The organism is Nocardia sp. NPDC052112, from assembly GCF_040680135.1.
Lineage (GTDB): Bacteria > Actinomycetota > Actinomycetes > Mycobacteriales > Mycobacteriaceae > Nocardia.
The window spans coordinates 57,271-75,639 of the sequence record NZ_JBFAWD010000016.1; the positions used below are offsets into that span (position 1 = coordinate 57,271).

At 64.9% G+C, this 18,369-nt stretch carries 14 protein-coding genes; 8 read left to right on the top strand and 6 right to left on the bottom strand.

The genetic code is table 11. The annotated features are described in order from the left end of the window. Positions 1 to 92: 92 nt before the first annotated feature. From glmM to AB0L58_RS27870, 5 genes are all read right to left on the bottom strand, one after another. Entirely contained in the window at positions 93 to 1,499 is a 1,407-nt protein-coding gene (gene glmM / locus AB0L58_RS27850) for a phosphoglucosamine mutase (protein WP_364391094.1), read from the bottom strand. 208 nt (positions 1,500 to 1,707) lie between these two features. After that, positions 1,708 to 2,208, bottom strand: coding sequence for a 30S ribosomal protein S9 (gene rpsI, locus AB0L58_RS27855; protein ID WP_364390830.1), 501 nt, complete (start codon positions 2,206 to 2,208; stop codon positions 1,708 to 1,710). After that, a complete protein-coding gene (gene rplM / locus AB0L58_RS27860) occupies positions 2,205 to 2,648 on the bottom strand; it encodes a 50S ribosomal protein L13 (protein WP_040686710.1) in 444 nt (147 codons plus the stop codon). The genes rpsI and rplM overlap by 4 nt, the downstream gene beginning before the upstream one ends. A gap of 144 nt (positions 2,649 to 2,792) precedes the next feature. Further along, entirely contained in the window at positions 2,793 to 4,577 is a 1,785-nt protein-coding gene (locus AB0L58_RS27865) for a hypothetical protein (protein WP_364390834.1), read from the bottom strand. Positions 4,578 to 4,647: 70 nt separating this feature from the next. Continuing rightward, positions 4,648 to 7,248: an FHA domain-containing protein gene (locus AB0L58_RS27870; protein WP_364390837.1), complete on the bottom strand. Its 2,601-nt coding sequence runs from the start codon at positions 7,246 to 7,248 to the stop codon at positions 4,648 to 4,650. Between the two features lie 107 nt (positions 7,249 to 7,355). Here AB0L58_RS27870 and AB0L58_RS27875 point away from each other — a divergent pair, with 107 nt between their 5' ends. Beyond that, complete coding sequence (locus AB0L58_RS27875) at positions 7,356 to 8,801, top strand: metallopeptidase (RefSeq protein ID WP_364390839.1); 1,446 nt, start codon at positions 7,356 to 7,358, stop codon at positions 8,799 to 8,801. A 272-nt stretch (positions 8,802 to 9,073) separates the two neighbouring features. On the opposite strand, the gene AB0L58_RS27880 is transcribed toward AB0L58_RS27875, so the two are convergent. Then, positions 9,074 to 10,381 (bottom strand): FHA domain-containing protein, encoded by a 1,308-nt coding sequence (locus AB0L58_RS27880; RefSeq protein WP_364390841.1) that lies wholly within the window; start codon positions 10,379 to 10,381, stop codon positions 9,074 to 9,076. Between the two features lie 142 nt (positions 10,382 to 10,523). Between AB0L58_RS27880 and AB0L58_RS27885 the strand changes: the two genes are divergently transcribed. The 7 genes from AB0L58_RS27885 (at position 10,524) to AB0L58_RS27915 (ending at position 18,361) form a co-directional block, all read left to right on the top strand. Next, positions 10,524 to 11,729, top strand: coding sequence for a hypothetical protein (locus AB0L58_RS27885; RefSeq protein ID WP_364390843.1), 1,206 nt, complete (start codon positions 10,524 to 10,526; stop codon positions 11,727 to 11,729). 276 nt (positions 11,730 to 12,005) lie between these two features. After that, the gene (locus tag AB0L58_RS27890; protein ID WP_364390845.1) at positions 12,006 to 13,208 is read left to right on the top strand and encodes a hypothetical protein; all 1,203 of its coding nucleotides are present in this window, start codon (positions 12,006 to 12,008) and stop codon (positions 13,206 to 13,208) included. Positions 13,209 to 13,216: 8 nt separating this feature from the next. Next, on the top strand, positions 13,217 to 14,410 hold the full coding sequence (locus AB0L58_RS27895; protein ID WP_364390848.1) for a hypothetical protein: 1,194 nt from the start codon (positions 13,217 to 13,219) through the stop codon (positions 14,408 to 14,410). A gap of 8 nt (positions 14,411 to 14,418) precedes the next feature. Beyond that, positions 14,419 to 15,630 carry a hypothetical protein gene (locus AB0L58_RS27900; protein WP_364390851.1) on the top strand — a complete coding sequence of 404 codons (1,212 nt, stop codon included), beginning with the start codon at positions 14,419 to 14,421 and terminating at the stop codon, positions 15,628 to 15,630. Between the two features lie 98 nt (positions 15,631 to 15,728). Next, the gene (locus AB0L58_RS27905; protein ID WP_364390853.1) at positions 15,729 to 17,327 is read left to right on the top strand and encodes a serine/threonine-protein kinase; all 1,599 of its coding nucleotides are present in this window, start codon (positions 15,729 to 15,731) and stop codon (positions 17,325 to 17,327) included. A gap of 372 nt (positions 17,328 to 17,699) precedes the next feature. After that, entirely contained in the window at positions 17,700 to 18,035 is a 336-nt protein-coding gene (locus tag AB0L58_RS27910) for a WXG100 family type VII secretion target (protein WP_364390856.1), read from the top strand. A 32-nt stretch (positions 18,036 to 18,067) separates the two neighbouring features. Then, positions 18,068 to 18,361 (top strand): WXG100 family type VII secretion target, encoded by a 294-nt coding sequence (locus tag AB0L58_RS27915; protein ID WP_364390858.1) that lies wholly within the window; start codon positions 18,068 to 18,070, stop codon positions 18,359 to 18,361. Positions 18,362 to 18,369: the final 8 nt, after the last annotated feature.

Below are 18,369 nucleotides of genomic sequence, written 5' to 3' on the forward strand. Positions count from 1 at the left end.
CTCGCCGCACCGGAGCGATATTCGGCCCAGTTCAACGAGCAGACATCCCGATTCCTGAGCGCTTCTGGCGCGGGGTTGTGGTCGAGCAGTGCTTACACCGCGGCGACGCGTTTGGCCAGATCGTCGGCCAGTTGCTGCGCCTGCACGGGATCGGTCGCTTCGACCATCACCCGGACCAGTTGCTCGGTTCCACTGGGGCGCAACAGGATTCGTCCGGAGTCGCCAAGGATTCGCTCGGCTTCCTGCACCGCCTCGCGGATTTCGGGAGCTGCGGCGACCGTTGCCTTGTCGGTCACCGAGACGTTCACCAGTACCTGCGGCACGGTCTGCAGCACCGAAGCCAGATCGGCCAGTGAGCGGCGGGTCTGCGCCATGCGAGCCATCAGTTTCAATCCGGTGAGGATCCCGTCGCCGGTGGTGCCGTAGTCGGGGAACACCACGTGGCCGGACTGTTCGCCGCCGAGGTTGTAACCGCCCCGGCGCAACTCCTCGAGGACGTACCGGTCGCCGACGGCGGTGGTGCGCAAGGCGATCCCGGCTTCGCGCATCGCGATGTGCAGGCCGAGATTGCTCATGACGGTGGCTACCAAGGTGTTCTGGACCAGCGCGCCGGTCTCGTGCATGGCCAGCGCGAGGATGGCCAGGATCGCGTCACCGTCCACGATCGCACCGTTGGCATCCACGGCCAGGGTGCGGTCGGCGTCGCCGTCGTGTGCGATGCCGAGGTCCGCGCCGTGCTCACCCACCGCGCGCTGGATCTGCTCGAGATGCGTCGATCCGCAACCGTCGTTGATGTTCAGGCCGTCCGGCTCGGCATTGATCGCGATCACCGTGGCCCCCGCCGCGCGGTACGCGGCCGGACCGACCTCAGCGGCCGCGCCGTGCGCACAGTCGACCACGACGGTCAGCCCGGACAGATCCCGTCCGGTCGCCTCGACCAGATGCTGGACGTAGCGCTCGTGCGTTCCGGCCAGGCTGTACTGATCAGGGATGACCAGTCCGTGGTCCCTGGCACCGGAGGCGTTCAGTACCCGGCCGATCCCCGCGCCGACCGGACGCAGCGGCGCACCCTCGGCGATCAACGCCTCGATCCGGTCCTCGACCGCGTCCTCTAGCTTGTGCCCGCCCGCCGCGAAGATCTTGATCCCGTTGTCCGGCATGGGATTGTGTGAGGCCGAGATCATTACACCGAGGCAGGCGTCGTACAGACCGGTCAGATATGCCACGGCGGGTGTCGGCAGTACCCCTACCGAAAGCACATCCACGCCCGCGGCGGTCAGGCCGGCGGTGACCGCGGCCTCCAGCATCTCACCGCTGGCGCGTGGATCGCGACCGACCACGGCGAGTGCGCGCTCCCCTGTATAGGATTTCCCGTCGCTTCGCTTGCCCTTGCGGCTCAAGATCTGCGCCGCCGCCCCGGAAACCTGTAATGCCAGTTCCGGACTCAGTGAGCCATTGGCAAGCCCGCGGACTCCGTCGGTGCCGAACAAACGTCCCATACCCTCGCCCATCATCGGTGGATCCGCGGCATGCCCGAAGGCGGCCGCCTGTGCGACCGAGAAGTGCCCCGCGAATGCCTCGAGTTCATACAGCACGAGAGCAGGCGCCCAGCGGTACTGGGAGCCTGCTCTCGTGCAGGTGCCCCGCCGACCGTACCGTCTCCGACACCTCCAGGGTGACGGAAGTCGGCGGCCGACGCAGCCAAAATCAGCGCTTCGAGTACTGAGGCGCCTTGCGGGCCTTCTTGAGGCCGTACTTCTTACGCTCGGTGGCACGCGGGTCACGAGTGAGGAAGCCGGCCCGCTTGAGGGCGGGGCGGTCATCCGGGGTGACCTCGATGAGCGCGCGGGCGATGGCCAGACGCAGCGCACCGGCCTGGCCCGAGGGGCCACCGCCGACGAGACGCGCGTGGATGTCGAAGGACTCGGTCCGCTCGACGGTCACCAGCGGCGACTTCACCAACTGCTGGTGCACCTTGTTCGGGAAGTAGTCCTCGATGGTGCGGCCGTTCAGCACGAAGTTGCCGTTGCCGGGCAGCAGACGCACGCGGACGACGGCCTCCTTGCGACGACCGACGGTCTGCACCGGACGGTCGATCACGATCGGGGCGTAGGCGGCGGGCTCGGCCTCGTAGCCGTAGTCCTCCTCGACGACCTCGACGTTGGCGTCCTCGGCGTAGTCCTCGTTGAATTCCTCAGGAGCGGTCACTGGGCCACCTGCTTGATCTCGAACGGAATGGGCTGCTGAGCGGCGTGCGGATGCGTCGGGCCCGCGTAGACCTTCAGCTTGCCCGCGATCGCGTTGCCGAGCTTGTTCTTCGGGATCATGCCCTTGACGGCCTTCTCCACGAGACGGTCGGGACGCGACTCCAACACCTGACCGACAGTGCGCGACTTGAGGCCGCCAGGGTGTCCGCTGTGGTGGTGGATCAGCTTGTCCGCCTTCTTGTTGCCGGAGATGGCGACCTTGTCGGCGTTGATGATGATGACGAAGTCACCACCATCGAAGTTCGGCGCGTAGGTCGGCTTGGTCTTGCCGCGCAGCAGATTCGCTGCCTGGACGGCGAGACGGCCGAGCACTACGTCAGTGGCGTCGATGACGTACCACTTACGGGTCACGTCACCCGCCTTGGGGCTGTACGTAGGCACAGTGGTTCCCTGTCTGTAGTCGGTGTTGCCAGCCACGGCGTGCAATCGAGCGGTTTCCGGCGGCCGGTGGAGACCCGGGGCTCGACGTACTTCCACACGCCAACGGGCAACAATACCAGCCATGCCCCAGCGGTATGAAACCGGTCAGATCTCGATCGGCGGGCCGTGGTCGATGGCGCCGGGTGGGCCAGGGACCACGTAGCGGGGGACATCGATACTCGGCTGTGCGCACTCCGCGCCCGCGGCATCGAATCCGGATTCGCCCTGTTCCGACACCAGGCCAGGGTCGTATCCGCGCGCCGCCGCGATGCCCGCACGCTGCTCATTGGTGACGTACGGGGTCAATGGGCAGGAGACCGGCGTCTCGGCGACCGACGCGGCCGATTCGACCTGGTCCCCGCCGGACGGCACCGCCATCGCGGCCAATGCGGCGGCACCGGCCACCGCCTGCGCGCCGAACAACTTGCCCCAGCGCTTGCCCCCCTTACGTGGTTTGTCCGCGTCCTCGTCCGATTCGTGCGGCTGCCACCCCGAACCGCTCTGCGGCGGTTGCTCCTGCTGCGGATGATAAGGACCGCGCGGCGGCGGCACCTGCCCCGACGGGGCGGGGGACGTCGGCGGACGACCGATAACGGTGGGCCGCTGCTCGTCCGGATACTGCCCTGGTGGGCGGGTGAACCGGCTACCCAACTCGGCGAGGTTCGGCGGCAAGGACTCCCGGCCGACCCGTGTGGTCGGCTCCTCACCCGTCGGCTCGGTCGACGGCTGCACGGTCGGATATCCGGGCCCGTACTGCACCACCGGCGGATGCGACTGCCGAGCCTCGCGGCGGACCTGGCCCTGCTCGGGACGTACCTGACCCGGTTCCGGCCGACCGACCTGGTCCGGACGAGACGGCACATCCGAGCGCCCCTGCACCGCCTCCACCTGCCGCTGCGCCGATGACACCTGCGCGGCCTCGGCCTGTCGCTGCGCCGAATGCGCCTGTTGCTGTGCCGATTCGGCCTGATACTGCGCCGACTCCACCTGCCGCGCCCGCGGCGGCGGTGCCGGCTCGGCATGTCGGCCCGCCGACTCCGGCTCTCCGTTCTCGTTATCGGTGACCAGCAGGTGCGAGGCCCCGAGCACCAGCGCGTGCATCGGGTGATCGGCCACATGCAACCGATGCCCGAGGTGGTTCTGGAATGCCAACCGCAGCGCATCGTTGAAGCAGACATTGCCGGACAGCAGCACCGTCGAGGTGTCCGCGCCGATCGAGCGGGCCGCGGCCATCACCTCGATCACCACATTGTCTGCCGAACGCGCATTGCGCATGGCCTCCACGGTGACCGGCACGTCGACCGATTCGGTCGGCTGCTCATCGTCGCCGTGCACCGCGACGACCAGCATGGTCCGACCGTCGGAGTACACCCCCGTCGCACCGATGCCGCGCGGATTGCGATCGTCCGGCGACCGCACCAGCCCCAGCGCGCGCACATATCCGGACAGCGCGACACTTTCCGGCAGCGGTTCGACCGTGACATCCAGCCGTTCCACCAGGTCGACGTACACATCGACCTTCGCATCGGGCCAACCGTCCGGGAAGGGCAGCGCGATCAGATCCGGTTTACCGCGCAGATATTTGCCGACGGCCGCGAGCGGGTTGTACATGCGGGCACGGAAGACCAGTTCGGCGGGCCAGGTCGCACCGGCCACCACGATCTGCGGATGGCCGAGGATGTCGCGCACATCGGCGATCGCCATCCCCAGATCCGGCCGCTGGCGTTCCATTCCGGCGGTATGCAGCCCGCCCGACGAATCCGCCAGCAGATACGCCGGCGGCGTGTATGTACCTTCTACCTGCACGGGGCGGATCGGTGTCCCGCCGCCGCCCGCGGCAACGGACACCACATCCCACCCGAGATGTACTGCCCCAACTCGCACCGTCACAGGCATAAGTGTGCCTGTTGTGCGAACGACATGCTTACCGCATCCGGTGCGAGCCCGCCTGAGCAGGTCATCACGCGTTCGACTTCCGCAACCGCAGCCGGCGCCAGGTGACGATCGCCAGCACCACCGTTATCGCGACGAGCAGGCCGATATCGAGATACCAGATATTCGGCTCGTGCTTCCACAAGGTGTCGGGTTGCGCATTGGCGAACAGTGTCCGAATATCCACCGTCGACGCTCCGGCCGCATAGCCCCAGCGGGACGGAAACAGCCATGAGATCTGCTCGAGCACCACCCGATGGGTCACCGGAATCAGACCGCCCGCCATGACCAGCTGGACCATGATCATCACCACGAGCATGGGCATGACCTGCTCGTTGGACCTCGCCAGGCTGGACAGCAGCAAGCCGAAGACCACACAGCACACCGCGGTCAACGCGATATCGAGATAGAGCTCGGCGGGCCCGTTCGGGATCACCGACCCCTCCAGTGGCGGCTTCTTACCGACCAGCGTGATGCCGACAAGCACGGCCGCCTGCAGGAACGCGGTGACGCTGAACACCGCGATCTTGGCGAGCAGATAGGCCGATGGCAGCAGCCCGACCGCGCGCTCGCGATAGAAGATGGTGCGCTCACCGACCAGATCACGCACCGTCAGCGTCGATCCCATGAAGCAGGCGCCCAGAATCAATACGACGAGCAACTGCTGGGTCTCGCTGCCGCCGGACGGGACGAAGAGCGTCTCATTGCCGCTCTGCACCTGCTCCAGCGGACCGCTGCGGAAACCGTTGCTGCCCGGCACCACCAGGGACAGCGCACCGAGGATGAAGGGCAGAATCACCAGGAACGCCAGATAGCCGCGGTCGGCGAAGATCAACCGCACCTGCCGTCGCGCCAAGGTGGAGAACTGTTTGGCGCGCCCGGATTGCGGCGGACTGCCCGCCGATCCCTGCCGCGGCGGTGCTGGCGGTGGCGGCGGTGGCGCGAAGGCCAGCCGGGACCGATACGCGGCGAATGCCTGATCCGGATTCGCGGCGACCCGCCCGAAGATCTCCGCCCAGTCGCTGGTGCCCATGGCCGCGCCGACGCTGGCCGGATGGCCGCAGAAGGCGGTCTTGCCACCGGGCGCGAGCAACAGCACCTGATCACACATGTCCAGGCAGGCCACCGAGTGGGTGACCACGATAACGGTGCGCCCGGCATCGGCCAGTTCGCGCAGCATCACCATCACCTGACGGTCGAGCGCCGGATCCAGACCCGAGGTCGGTTCGTCCAGGATCAGCAGCGACGGACCGGTGAGCAGTTCCAGCGCCACCGACGCGCGCTTGCGTTGACCACCGGAGAGCCGATCCACCCTGGTGTCGGCATGTTCGGTGAGCGAAAGTTCTTTCAGCACACCGTCGATCACCTGCTGGCGGTCGGCCCTCGAGTTGTCCGGCGGCAGTCGAAGTTCGGCGGCGTAACCGAGGGCCTGACGCACGGTCAGCTGCCGGTGCAACACATCGTCCTGCGGCACCATGCCGATACGGGAACGCAGCGCCTCGTATTCGGCGTGCAGATTGCGGCCCTCGAAGGTGACCACACCACCGGAGGGGTGCGTGGTGCCCGCGATCAATTTCGACAGCGTCGATTTGCCCGCACCGGAGGGGCCGATGAGTGCGGTCAGAGTGCCCCGCCCCGCCTGCATATTCACATCGACGAGCAGCTGCTTGTTGCCCTCGACGGTGAAGCCGACGCCGTGCACGTGCAGGCCCTGCTCGGCGACCGGTTTCTGCCGGTGCACCAGCGTGCCCTGCTGGACGACGAAGTCGATATTGCCGATGGTGATGATGTCGCGCTCACGCAGCACCGTGCGCTGCTCGCGATGGCCGTTGACGAAGGTGCCGTTGGCCGAGCCGAGATCCTCGATGGTCAGGCCCTCGGCGGACGCGACCAGGCGCGCGTGCTTGCGCGAGGCAAGCGGATCGTTGACGACGATCTGATTGTCGGAGGTACGGCCGATATTCAGCCCGCCGGGCGGCAGCCGGTCGGCCCTGGCGATCGGCGAGGTGGACGGGCGGGAGCGGACCGGCGGCAGCATCGAAGAGTCGGCCTTGAAGGTCATGTTGACGTTCGGCTGCTGCGGCTGGGCGGGCGGTGGCTGGTGAAGCTGAGGTTGTCCGGGCGCCTGCTCTCGGTGCTGCGGCTGCGAAGGCGGCTGTTCCGGACGCTGCTGTGCGAGGTGCTGTTCGGGACGCTGCTGGGATGGCGGCGGTGCCTGCGGTGTTCGCCGCGGATGTTGATATCCCGGCGGCACCGACGACTGCGGCTGCGACACCTGCGGTTGCGCGCCCGACGGCCGCTGCGGCCGGGCCGACGGCGTCGCGGGCAGCAGATGCAGTAGCGGACCACTGATCGCATCGCCGAGCCGCACCTGCGTCGGCCGATTGATCGGCACCGGCTGACTCAACCGCCGCGCATCCACGAAAACGCCGTTGGTGCTGCCATTGTCGGTGAGTACCCAGCTGTTCCCCTGCCAGGCGAGCGTCGCGTGCACCCGCGAGACCAGTGGGCTGTCCACGAACAGAGTCACTTCCGGTGCGCGGCCCATCGTGACCTGTTGATTCGAATCGAAGACCCGTTCGGTTCCATCATGGCGCACGGTGATGGTCTGCGCCCCCGGTAAAGACATGCAGCGGATACTATTCCATCACCCGGACTTCGGCGGTGCCCCCGATGCGCCTTTTGCCCCGATCCGGAGACCGTTATGAACGTGCGACCGGCCGACTAGGGGGAGCCTTGCCGAAACTCCGATCGACCGCGGTCATTGCGGTAGCACTATGCGTAATCGCAATGCTGGCGGGCTGTACTCGCGCGGTGCACGGTCGAGCGGTTTCGGTCTACGACGATCCGTTCAAGGTTGCCGGACTGCCCACCACGAGCGGTCCGAGCGGACCGCGCGCCGGCGTCCCCGATACCTCGCTCACCGCGATCAACGGGGACAGCGGTGAAGTGGACGCCTTGGCGCTCAACGCGATCGACGATATTCAGACATACTGGCGCGCCGAATACAGCAAGGACTTCGACGGCGAATTCAAGCCGGTCGACAAGCTGATCTCCTGGAGCGCGAAGGCGCCGCGCAACCAGTCGCTCGAATTCTGTAAGGAGTCCACCTATCACCTGGTGAACGCCGCCTACTGCCGACTCGACAACTCGATCGGCTGGGACCGCTCGGTGCTGTTGCCGACAATCGAGGACACCTTCGGCAAGATGGCCGTGATCATGGTGCTCGCCCATGAATACGGACACGCCATCCAGACGTTGGCGAAAATCGTGCAGACGAAGGATCCGGTGATCGTCAAGGAGCAACAGGCCGACTGCTTCTCGGGTGCGTTCATTCGCCATGTGGCCGAAGGCAAATCCAAGCACTTCACCATCAATACCTCCGATGGGCTGAACTCGGTGCTGGCCGCGACCGTCGCCATTCGGGACTCCAATCCGGATGATCCGGAGAGCGTGCACGGTTCGGCTTTCGAGCGGGTCACGGCCGTGCAGATCGGCTTCACCGATGGCCCGAAGGCGTGCAAGGCCATTGATATGCACGAGATCGAGCGCCGCCGCGGCAATTTGCCGCAGACCTTCAAGGACGATCCCGGCCACGGTGAGAATCCGATCGACAAGGACAGTCTGATCGAGCTCGGCAAGGCACTCGCGGTGATCCTGCCGCTGAAGCAGGCGCCGACCTACGACTACTCCGGTGCGAAGATCGACTGCAAGAACGGCGTTGCCACACCGCCGGTTTCGTATTGTCCGGCCAAGAACACCATCGCGACCGATGTGCCCGCGCTCGCGCAGCGTGGCGCCTCCAATGCCGATGACAACGACCCGCTACCGCTCAAGGTGACGGGCGACTACAACGGCTACATCGTCTTCATTTCGCGCTATACCCTCGCCGTGCAGCAGAGCAACGGTCAGCAGCTGGTCGGCGCCAAGACCGGATTGCGCGCGGCCTGTCTGTCGGGTGTGGTCACCGGCAAGCTCGCGCAGCCGGGACGTACCCAGGCTCAGGGCGATATCGTCCTGGCCGCAGGCGATCTCGACGAGGCGGTCTCCGGGCTGCTGGCCGACGGGCTCGCGGCCAGCGATATCGAAGGCAAGACCGTGCCGAGTGGATTCTCCCGGGTCGACGCCTTCCGCGCCGGTGTGCTCAACGGCGAGCACACCTGCACCTCACGGTATTCCTGAGCTCCCGTTCCCTGAAACACGTCAAACATTCCAGAGACTTGACGGATTACTCCGCAGGGTTGGCCTGCGACCGGAGTCGCAGGTCTGCTCGTGGCAGTACCACCGCCTGGCCTCAGCCTGGTCTTACACGGTTTCCAGCAAGCTTTTTACGTCCGACGCAACTCGCCTAGACGATGTAACGAATAACCGACTGGCAGCTTGGTTTTCACCACCGTCCGACCACGTTCAATCTACATCGAGATGTCACGTTCGGGCGGGGTTGATGCGAATACTCAGCCGAACGGTGGGGGTGCCGCTGGCTCGTATCGCAGGACCCGGTTGCCGATCATGATTTCGGTGCCGGGTATCAGGATCATCGGTTGGTCGGGTGGGATGCGGATCCAGTCGCGGTAACCGGGGAGCCGGGTGCGCGTGCCGTTGGTGGAACCCCGATCCACCAGGGACACATCCCAATTCACCAGCAGCACCTCGGCGTGTGCGCGGGACATGCCGCCCGAGGAGTCCTCGACCTTCAACGGCACCATGCCGCGGCGGGCCTGTTCGGAATGTTCCGGATCGCGGCCGAGGACCGCGTCCGCGGCCAGCATGTAGGTCATGCCGTCGTCGAGGACCAGCATGCCGAGCGGCGGGCGGACCACCTCGATCAGCTGCTGTGTCTGATCCACCGGCATTCCGCAGACCGTGCAGAACGCCGAGCGCGGATCGCTGGGATGCGCACGCGCGCACTTGAATCCCATCACCTTGACGGTGAGGGCGGTGGCCTTCGCGGTGGCCTCCAGCCTGCGCTGCAGATCCGGATCCGGGCGCGGAGCCGGATTGGTGCCACCCACTTGGGTCGGCGCATGATGCGGGTCGACCGGTTCCTGCTCCTGGACCGAATCGAGCAGCGCGGTCGAGGCGCGGGTCTCGGTCAGCTGTGGTTCGGCCTCCGACTCCGGTTCGGGCTCGGGACGCTGGGTCGGGCCGGAGTCGATGCGCGCGGTCGGCGGGGGCGGCGGTCGATGCGCGCCCTCGGGGCGCACCGGTTCGGACCGGCCACGCACCGCATCGGACCAGACGATCGCGCCGCCCGCCTGTGCGATCCCCTCGACCAACCAACCGATCCCCCGCTCGGCGGGCAGATCCGGAATGCGGCCCTTGGGGTCGTCGACGAAGAGCGCGATCGCCCGCGCGGGCACCGTCGCGACCCGGTCCACCGTGAACGCCGCATCGCTGCCCCGATAGCGCTCGAGCGTGCCGTCACCGGCGAGCACGGCGGTGACGGCACCGTGCAGAAAGATCGCGATTCCGCCGGTTTCGGCCGCGGACAGGATGCCGAAATCGATTGGCACACCGGGACTGATCTGCTCGGCATGCGTCATCAGCCAGCGGGTTGCCGCGCGCGCGAGCAGTGCACCCGGCCCCTCCGGATGCTGTTCGGCGGCCTCCCGCACGAGTTCGGCCAGCGATTCCAGCGCGACGACCGCGGGGGCTTCAGGACTCAGGCGCGCATGCCCACGATGCGCGACGACCACCACCGCACCCGCAACCCGGGCGACGGCGTGACCTCCGACAACGACCTCAACTTGCCGATCCTTCAACGGTATCGGCCTTCCAGCGGTGCGCATTGCGGGGTCGTCGCCACACCGACAAGGGTATTGCAATCCAAGCCCTGAGGGGTCCCCGTCCCCCGGGTCCGTCCGGTAACTTCAGATGCACATCGGGAGGAACGAGGGGCCTGTCATGGTTAGGACTTCGCGCATCGCGTTCGCCGTGGCTTGTATTGCGGTGGCCGGAGCGCTGGCCGGATGCAGCGGCGTGCAGGGTACGCCGCTGGCGGCCGAACAAGATGTGCGCAAACTCGAGGTCGGCACCTATCCGGTCGATCGACACAGATACGACCAGGAGGCGGGCTCGAACGGGGCGCTGGTCGAGGGCATGCGGATGTCGGAGGCCGTGGTCGCCAGTTCGCAGATCGATCCGTCGCTCACCTACGGACGCGAAGGCAAGGTGCTCAGCAACATCGACGACGCCGTCGAACATGTCGCATCCGCATCCAAGCCGGTGCTGCTGAACCGCAACTACCTCACCGGATACGCCACCAGCGGTTCGGATAAACCGGATCCGCCCGGCCAGACCCGGCCGTCGGCCGATACCACCGCGGTCACCGATGTCGTATTCCGGTTCCCGGACGAGGCCACCGCGAAGATCGCCGCCCGCGAACTCGAGGACGCCGATATCAATATCTCCCCCGACAACCGCAAACTGCCGTCGAGCAAGTATCCGGACGCCTACATCCACTGGCGACCGGGCATTCCGAATATCGGAACCTTCATGGCGCACAAGGAGTTCGTGGTCTCGCTGTTCGTCGGGCGACCCCGCGCGGACGGTCCCGACCTGCTGAGCTGGGTCGAGAAAACGCTGGATGCCGAGGTCCGTGCGTTGGACAAATTCCAGGCGACACCGCAGGACAAGTTCAGCAGCCTGAAGGTCGACCCGGAGGGCATGCTCGGGCGCGTGGTGGTCGCGGATCGTCGCGGGCACACCCCGAATGCCGATAATTTCGCGATCTACGGGCCGAGCTACTTCGTCCAGTCGGCGGAGGACGAGGCCAAGACCCAGAAGCTGGTGGACGAGGTCGGGGTCGAGCGATTCGCCATCGTCGACAACGGCTCGGTCACCCGCGTCCGGGACTATCCGGCCGCGCAGAAGTTCATCGACGGATTGATCGACGAGGTGCGCAACACCTTCGACCCGATCGACGCACCCAAGGATGTGCCGGGCGCGAAGTGCCTGCAGCTCAACAGCAAAGGCGATCCGGAGCGACAGTACAAATACCGCTGCTATGTCCCGTTCAAGCGGTACGTCGGCGTGGTCACCAGCGATAAGGAGCCCGACGTCCGGCAGAAGGTGACCGCGCAATACGCACTGTTCGCCAATAGCCTGTAACCCGACCCCGCACCACCTGAGCGTCCTACCGAAGGACGGCGGCCGCTGGCTCGCGTTCAATGCCCCGTAAACCCTTCGTGCGGTATGTGACTGGACCGCGGGGCCGGAAGCAGTCCTACGGGTAAAGCCGGTTCCCGGTACTCGAAGCAGAGGTGAAATAGGCTCGTGCAAGTCACGACCCTTCCCAAAACGGCCCCGCCGCTGTCGACCGGTGTGAAGTAGGATCCGGCGAGGAGTCCGCAAACGGGGAGAATGCACATCCGGAACGGGGGAAGTATGAGGTATCGAGGCGGGTTCGTCGTGCTGCTCGCCGCGGCAACCGCAGCGAGCGTGAGTTGTTCGACGACCGTGACCGGACAACCGGGACCGGGGCTGGCACCCGTCGATGTGGCGGCATTGAAGACCGGGGCGTATACCCCCGAGCCGACCGCCTATGCCCCCGATATCACCACCATTCCCGAATTGCGGTTGATCGAAGCACGCCGGATGCTCAACTACCTGGTTCATCCGTTCGAGATCGACAGCGAAATCAGCGAGACCTCGAATCAGACGTTTATGACCGATGCCGATTCGATGATCGGCGAGAAATCCTTTCCCGAGCTTTATCGCCCCGTCGCGACGGACAACAATCTCCTTGCGGGAGTGTATATTTCCGGCACCAACGGAAATCTCCGCACTCGTAAGAAGCTGATCATCTCGATACTGCGCTTCCCGACCGATACGGCCGGGCGGGCCGCTGCCGACCAGTTCGATCAGCTCACCAACAGCAATCCGGGCCGTCATCCGGTGGCCATCCCGGGTCATCCGGATGCACGGGCCTCCTCTGCCGACGACAAGACGGTGACCTCGTTCATCGCACACGGCCCGTATGTGATCGTGGCGAATGCCGCTCTCCCCCAGCCGAATCAGGCCGTGGTCGCGAGCAATATCGGTAAGGCCGTCGACCTGCAGATCGCTAGATTGGACCAGCAGAAGCCCGTACCACTGGACGACCTGCTCGACCTGCCGACGGATCCGGACAACATCATGCGCCGTGCCCTGCCCGAGGCCCCGGACTTCAGCGACCCGTTCATCGGTAAGGATGATTTCGGCTACTTCGAACCATCCGGCGAACTGCACTTCGAACGCAATCCGGTCGAGGTACAGAAGGCATTCGACGAGAGCGGAGTCGATCTCGTCGGACGCCGTGCTGCGATCATCTACCGTGCCCGTGACCTGTCCGGCGCCTTCCACCTGCAATCCGTCCTGGCCAAGACCGGTAAGAACGACGAGATCATCGCATCGCCACCGGGTCTGCCCGATACCGTCTGCCGCAAGCTCGATACCAGAGACGACACAAGGAATTACGACCAATACTGCGTCGTGGTCTATGGGAGGTACACCGCGGTCGTCATCGGCAGCACATTCACCGGAAACCTGGACCCGGTGCTGTATCAGCGCGCCGCCGCTCAGTACGCAATCCTGGCCAAGAGCGAGTGAGTCCGACTATGCGATTCCGACACAGCCTGTACGCCGTCATCGCGGTGGCCCTCACGGCGACTGCCGCCTGCGGCGACAGCGAGGACACCACCACCCCGGCCATCGACGTAGCCGAACTGGACTCCGGGAACTATCCGATAACGCCGCGCGATATGGAATCCACACGCACGCCGGACTCGGGCGCCGATCTGGAGTCGGTGCGTATCGGGAACTCGGTACCGCTACCTTTCGAAATGGACGGGAAGTTCACTTTCCAGCGCCTGGCATCGGTCGATGGGCGGACCACCCTGAAATCCCCGGCGACCATGACGTCGATCGCGAGCAAGGAGTTCCCCGACCTCGCACAAGGACTCGTCGCCGGATGGGAATCATCTGGTGAGCGCCGCAATAACCCGTGGGTCGGTAGCTCGGTGATCATTGATACCCTTCGATTCTCCGACGCGGCCAAGGCCGAGACCGCGGCCCGTCGTCTTGCGGACCGTCAGGCAGAGGTGGTTCCCGGCGACAGCGTGACGATTCCGGAGCACCCGACCGCCCGTGCGAAATGGTCGCCCAGCAAGCGGACCCTGGATTCATTCCTGGTACACGACACCATGCTGCTCTACGTGTACATCACCGATCCGGTCAGCGAACCTGTCGACACCGCACCGCTGATCGCGTTCACCCAGACGGCATTCACCAAAAGTATCGAGGCACTGAAGAACTACTCGCCGACGCCGATCGATCAGCTCGGGTCCCTGCCGCTCGATGTAGACGGCCTCCTCGGCCGGACCCTCCCGCTCGAACAGCGGCAGCTGAGCATCTCCGGGATCGATCGGACAAGGCTGATGACCGCACGCAGCGCACTGCCCGCGGAGAGCTTCCCGGCACTCAGCAAAGCCGCATTCGACGATGCGGGCGTCGATCTGGTCGCATACTCCGGCGAGAAGGTGTTTCGCACTCGTGATGTCGACAGCACCGTCCGCCTGATCGCCGCGCTGATCGATCAGAAGGCCGATGGATACCGTTCGATCGATGCACCACCCAATATGCCCGGCGTGAAGTGTTTCGACACCAAGGACAAAAAGACCTCGTCACTCACTTTTCCGCCGGCGTGCTATCTCGCGTACGACAGATACGTCGCGAAGGTCGAGGGAACCAATGTGCAAGAGGCATATCAAAAGGCCGCTGCGCAATATAAGTTACTTGCTTTCGGGCGTTAGGGGAGGGCATGAAGCTCACTACGAAGCCGACGGCGGTTCGAATCGTGGTGGCGCTGTGCACGGCCGCGGCGTTGGCCACCGTATCGGCGGGCTGTGGCGCGCAGGTGACCGGACAGCCGGTTCGTGTCGAGCCGGACGTGTCGAAGCTCGACGTCGGCAACTATCAGACCAAGCCCCGCCAGGTGGGTAATGCCAAGAGTGACAAACAAGCTCGGGCGCGCGAGGCACAACGACTGGCCGACTACGTGGCGCTGCCGTACGAAGCCGATCCCGCCTATGTCGAGGATGCCTGGGGCATCGCGACGCATATCGTCCTCAACCGGAAAACCCTCGGCAGCCTCGTCATCAACGACACCTTCGATGATGTCGCGAAGGATTTGGTCGCGGGCTGGGTCAACGCATGGAGCACCGGGGGCGCGCAGGCGGACAAGCGACGGACGCTGAATGTCGCGGTGCTGATGTTCCCGGATGCGCAAACCGCGGCGGCGGTCGGGCCGACCCTCGAACACGACGACTTCACCTACAACCCCGACAATCAGCCTGTTCAGATCGCACAGCCGAATACCTACGCGCATTGGCGGCCGGGCATCTCCTCCGTCGGCTCGTGGACGGTGCACGACCGGTACATCGTCTACATCAAAGTGGTGGACGACATCTCCGCACCCGATCTGCCCGCGTTGACATCGCAGGTCGAGAAGATGCTCGGCGTGCAACTCCCGCTGCTCGACAAATTCCAGCCGACTCCGGCGGGTGACCTCGCACGGATCCCGCTCGACCCGCAGGGTTTGCTCGGCCGCACCATTCCCAGCAATCCGGAAAGACCGAACCGTGCCGAGCCCGACGGTGTATTCAGCGGCCGCGGGACGGTGTCGTTGATGAATGCCGACCAAACCACACTGCCCGAACTGCAGCAGCACGGCGTGGATCTGGTGGCGTTCGGTGATGCCGTCGTCTTCCGAACCAGAACATCGACGGATGCCGAGGCCCTGTGGGCGAAGTGGCAGCCATTGAAGTCCGATCAGAAGATGATCGGCGCACCGGCCGGGCTCGGCGAACATGTGCAATGTTTCGCGGATGGGGTAACCGAGAAAAATCCGACCGGCTCGATGAATCTGTGTAAGTTCCAGGTCGATCGATACGTCGTGCAGGCGTTCGGGAAGCAGCTGCAGGATCTGCATCAGAAGGTCTCCGCGCAGTATGTCCTGCTGCAGAGCCGTTGAGGACGGTTCGGATGCGACTCGAATACCCACCGACGACTTGCTAGATTTCTGACGGAGGCTCGCGTGTCCGGGCGTTCGACATCATCGAGGAGGACCGAATGGCGTTGCGGCCCGGCGCAATCGTAGGCGGCTACCGGGTACTTCAAGTTCTCGGCAGCGGCGGTATGGGCACGGTGTACCTGGCCCAGAACCCGATCCTCCCCCGTCGTGACGCACTGAAGGTTCTCAGCGCCGATCTGTCCACCGATGACGAGTTCCGCGCCCGCTTCGAGCGCGAAGCGAATCTGGCCGCCGGGCTCGATCATCCGAACATCGTCGCGGTGTACAACCGTGGCGAGGAGAACGGCCAGCTGTGGATCGCCATGCAGTACGTCGACGGCGTCGATGCCTCGGACGAGGCCAAGAAGGGTCCCGCCGTGATGACCCCGCAGCGGGCCCTGCGGATCGTGTCCGAGGTGGGCAAAGGGCTCGACTACGCGCACCGGCGCGGGCTGCTGCATCGAGATGTGAAACCGGCAAATTTCTTGCTCTCCGCCGCCGAAGAGGGCGACGAGGAACGAGTACTGCTCACCGACTTCGGTGTCGCGAAATCGTCCGAGGACGGCCAAGACCTCACTGCCACCGGCAATTTCATGGCCACCGTTGCCTATGCTCCGCCCGAGCAGTTGGTTGGAACCAGCCTGGACAGCCGCGCTGATATCTACAGCCTCGGCTGCTCGTTCTTCAAACTGCTGACCGGACAGAACCCGTATCCGTCGACTATGCCGGCCGTGGTCATGATGGGCCATCTGCACGAGCCGCCCCCGAAACTGAGCGCGGTTCGACCGGGTCTGCCGCCCGCGCTGGACGCGGTGATCGAGAAGGTGATGGCCAAGGACCCGGCACAGCGCTACGCAACGTGTCGCGAGTTCACCCAGGCCGCCGAGGCCGCCCTCTACGGCACGCAATTCCGTGCGCCGGAGGCCGGGTACTCGACCGATAACCGCATACCTGTCGCGGGATATACGACCAACCCGACCATGCCGGTCACCGGGGATCCCTACGCCACCGGCACCGGCTACCACACGCAAACCCGAACTCCCGCTGCCGGATTCGCGCAGCGCGAGAACACCGACCAAAGCCTGGTCGCGACACAGCGAAATCACTCCCCTCGATCAGGCATCCGCCGATTCCTGATTCCCGCGGCTCTGGCCGTGGTCGTCATTGCCGCCGTCGCGGCCGGAACATTTTTCCTCACCAACGGTGGGTCCGATCCCGGTGGCAGTGGCGACAAGGTGGCCGAAGCGCGAAACGCCAACCCGCAATTCTCGGGAAAGACTGTCACCGCATTCAATTTCGGCAATTCGACACTCTCGGTAGTACTCAATCCCAGCGAGCAGTCCAAGTTCCTGCAGAATCTCGGCTTTGTCTACAGCACCAAATACAAGGCCGTCGGCGACGAGAAGTCGCCCCGATCGCTGTCGGCCGCAAGTTATTCGGCGGATATCGATTCCGAGGTCGTGATCGTGCTGCGGACCGACAGCCAAGCCGGGAACGGTGGCCTGCGTGGCTTGCCCGGGGGCATTCTGTCCAGCAACGCGAAAATCGTTGTGGTCGACGACGCGTCGACAGTGCAGGCCTTCCAGGTATGGACCGGACAGTCCCCGGACACGCTTGTCGACAAAATGGTTCCGTCGATCGCCAAGGTCGTCAAGTAGCACAACTGCGGTGAGCCACAACTCTTATCGAACCGGGATCCGTCTTGTAGACGCGACATAGCGCTGTTCGGTAGGGTGTTCGCAGCCAGCCCACTCGCCAGTTCAGGTGGCCGCGAAGGGGGAAGGAGGGGATCGGTGTGCTGGTGGCGACCGAGACGACGACATTGCGGTCCGAGACATGCCGGGGGATCTTCGAGGCCCTCCGACCGTGATGTGGCCGGTCGACAACGCTACAGCGCCCGTGCGACGCGGTGGACCTACCAGATTCTTTCGAACTGGATGGAACCGAACGGGCCCAAGACGCGTCCAACCATATGAAGAGGTCAACTAGCACTTGGGACGTTGACCAGAACCAGAACCAGGAGCAGAGCGATGACTTCACCAGGGAATTTCGCTGCGGATACCGAGGGTATCAATGCGAAGGCGAAGGAGTTCCAGGAGCAGCACAACAGCCTGATGCTCGCCATCCGGCAGTTGAAGACCGATGAAGACAACATCACGAACGGCGCCAACTGGCAGGGTGCCGCCCGTGACGCGTTCAACGCCTTCATGGAGCGCTACTACTTCCAGGCCGACAAGATGAACGACCAGCTGATGGAGACCTCCGAGAAGCTGCTGAAGATGAGCAACTCGTTCTCCGATCAGACCGACGACTTTGCCTCCAAGGTGCAGGCGCAGGTTTCCAGCCTCGACCTGCCTGCGGTCTAAATTCCAAACCACGCAGCATAGGAGCCTGAACAATGAGCAGTGGCAAGCCCATCTCCGCCAATTTCGACGGGGTTGCTGACGGCGCGCGTCAGATCATCAACCGTGCCGAGACCATCCGGAACGAGCTCGAGGCCTTCGAGAAGAAGGTCAAGGCGTTCTTCGACACCCAGGGTGGTCAAGCGAAGGAAGCGTTCGACCAGTACCAGACGACCTGGAACCAGCATGTCGTTCAGCTGAACACGACCCTGCAGGGCGCCGCTCAGCTTGTCGACAAGGGCAACTCCGAACTCCAGGGCACGGACACCGCGCTCGCTGGCCTCTTCTGAGATTCGAC

Bases quoted from the DNA above. Each gene is read 5' to 3' on its own strand.
- glmM (WP_364391094.1), bottom strand. From the start codon at position 1,499: ATGGGACGTTTGTTCGGCACCGACGGAGTCCGCGGGCTTGCCAATGGC.
- AB0L58_RS27870 (WP_364390837.1), bottom strand. From the start codon at position 7,248: ATGTCTTTACCGGGGGCGCAGACCATCACCGTGCGCCATGATGGAACC.
- AB0L58_RS27885 (WP_364390843.1), top strand. From the start codon at position 10,524: ATGGTTAGGACTTCGCGCATCGCGTTCGCCGTGGCTTGTATTGCGGTG.
- AB0L58_RS27890 (WP_364390845.1), top strand. From the start codon at position 12,006: ATGAGGTATCGAGGCGGGTTCGTCGTGCTGCTCGCCGCGGCAACCGCA.
- AB0L58_RS27895 (WP_364390848.1), top strand. From the start codon at position 13,217: ATGCGATTCCGACACAGCCTGTACGCCGTCATCGCGGTGGCCCTCACG.
- AB0L58_RS27900 (WP_364390851.1), top strand. From the start codon at position 14,419: ATGAAGCTCACTACGAAGCCGACGGCGGTTCGAATCGTGGTGGCGCTG.
- AB0L58_RS27905 (WP_364390853.1), top strand. From the start codon at position 15,729: ATGGCGTTGCGGCCCGGCGCAATCGTAGGCGGCTACCGGGTACTTCAA.
- AB0L58_RS27910 (WP_364390856.1), top strand. From the start codon at position 17,700: ATGACTTCACCAGGGAATTTCGCTGCGGATACCGAGGGTATCAATGCG.
- AB0L58_RS27915 (WP_364390858.1), top strand. From the start codon at position 18,068: ATGAGCAGTGGCAAGCCCATCTCCGCCAATTTCGACGGGGTTGCTGAC.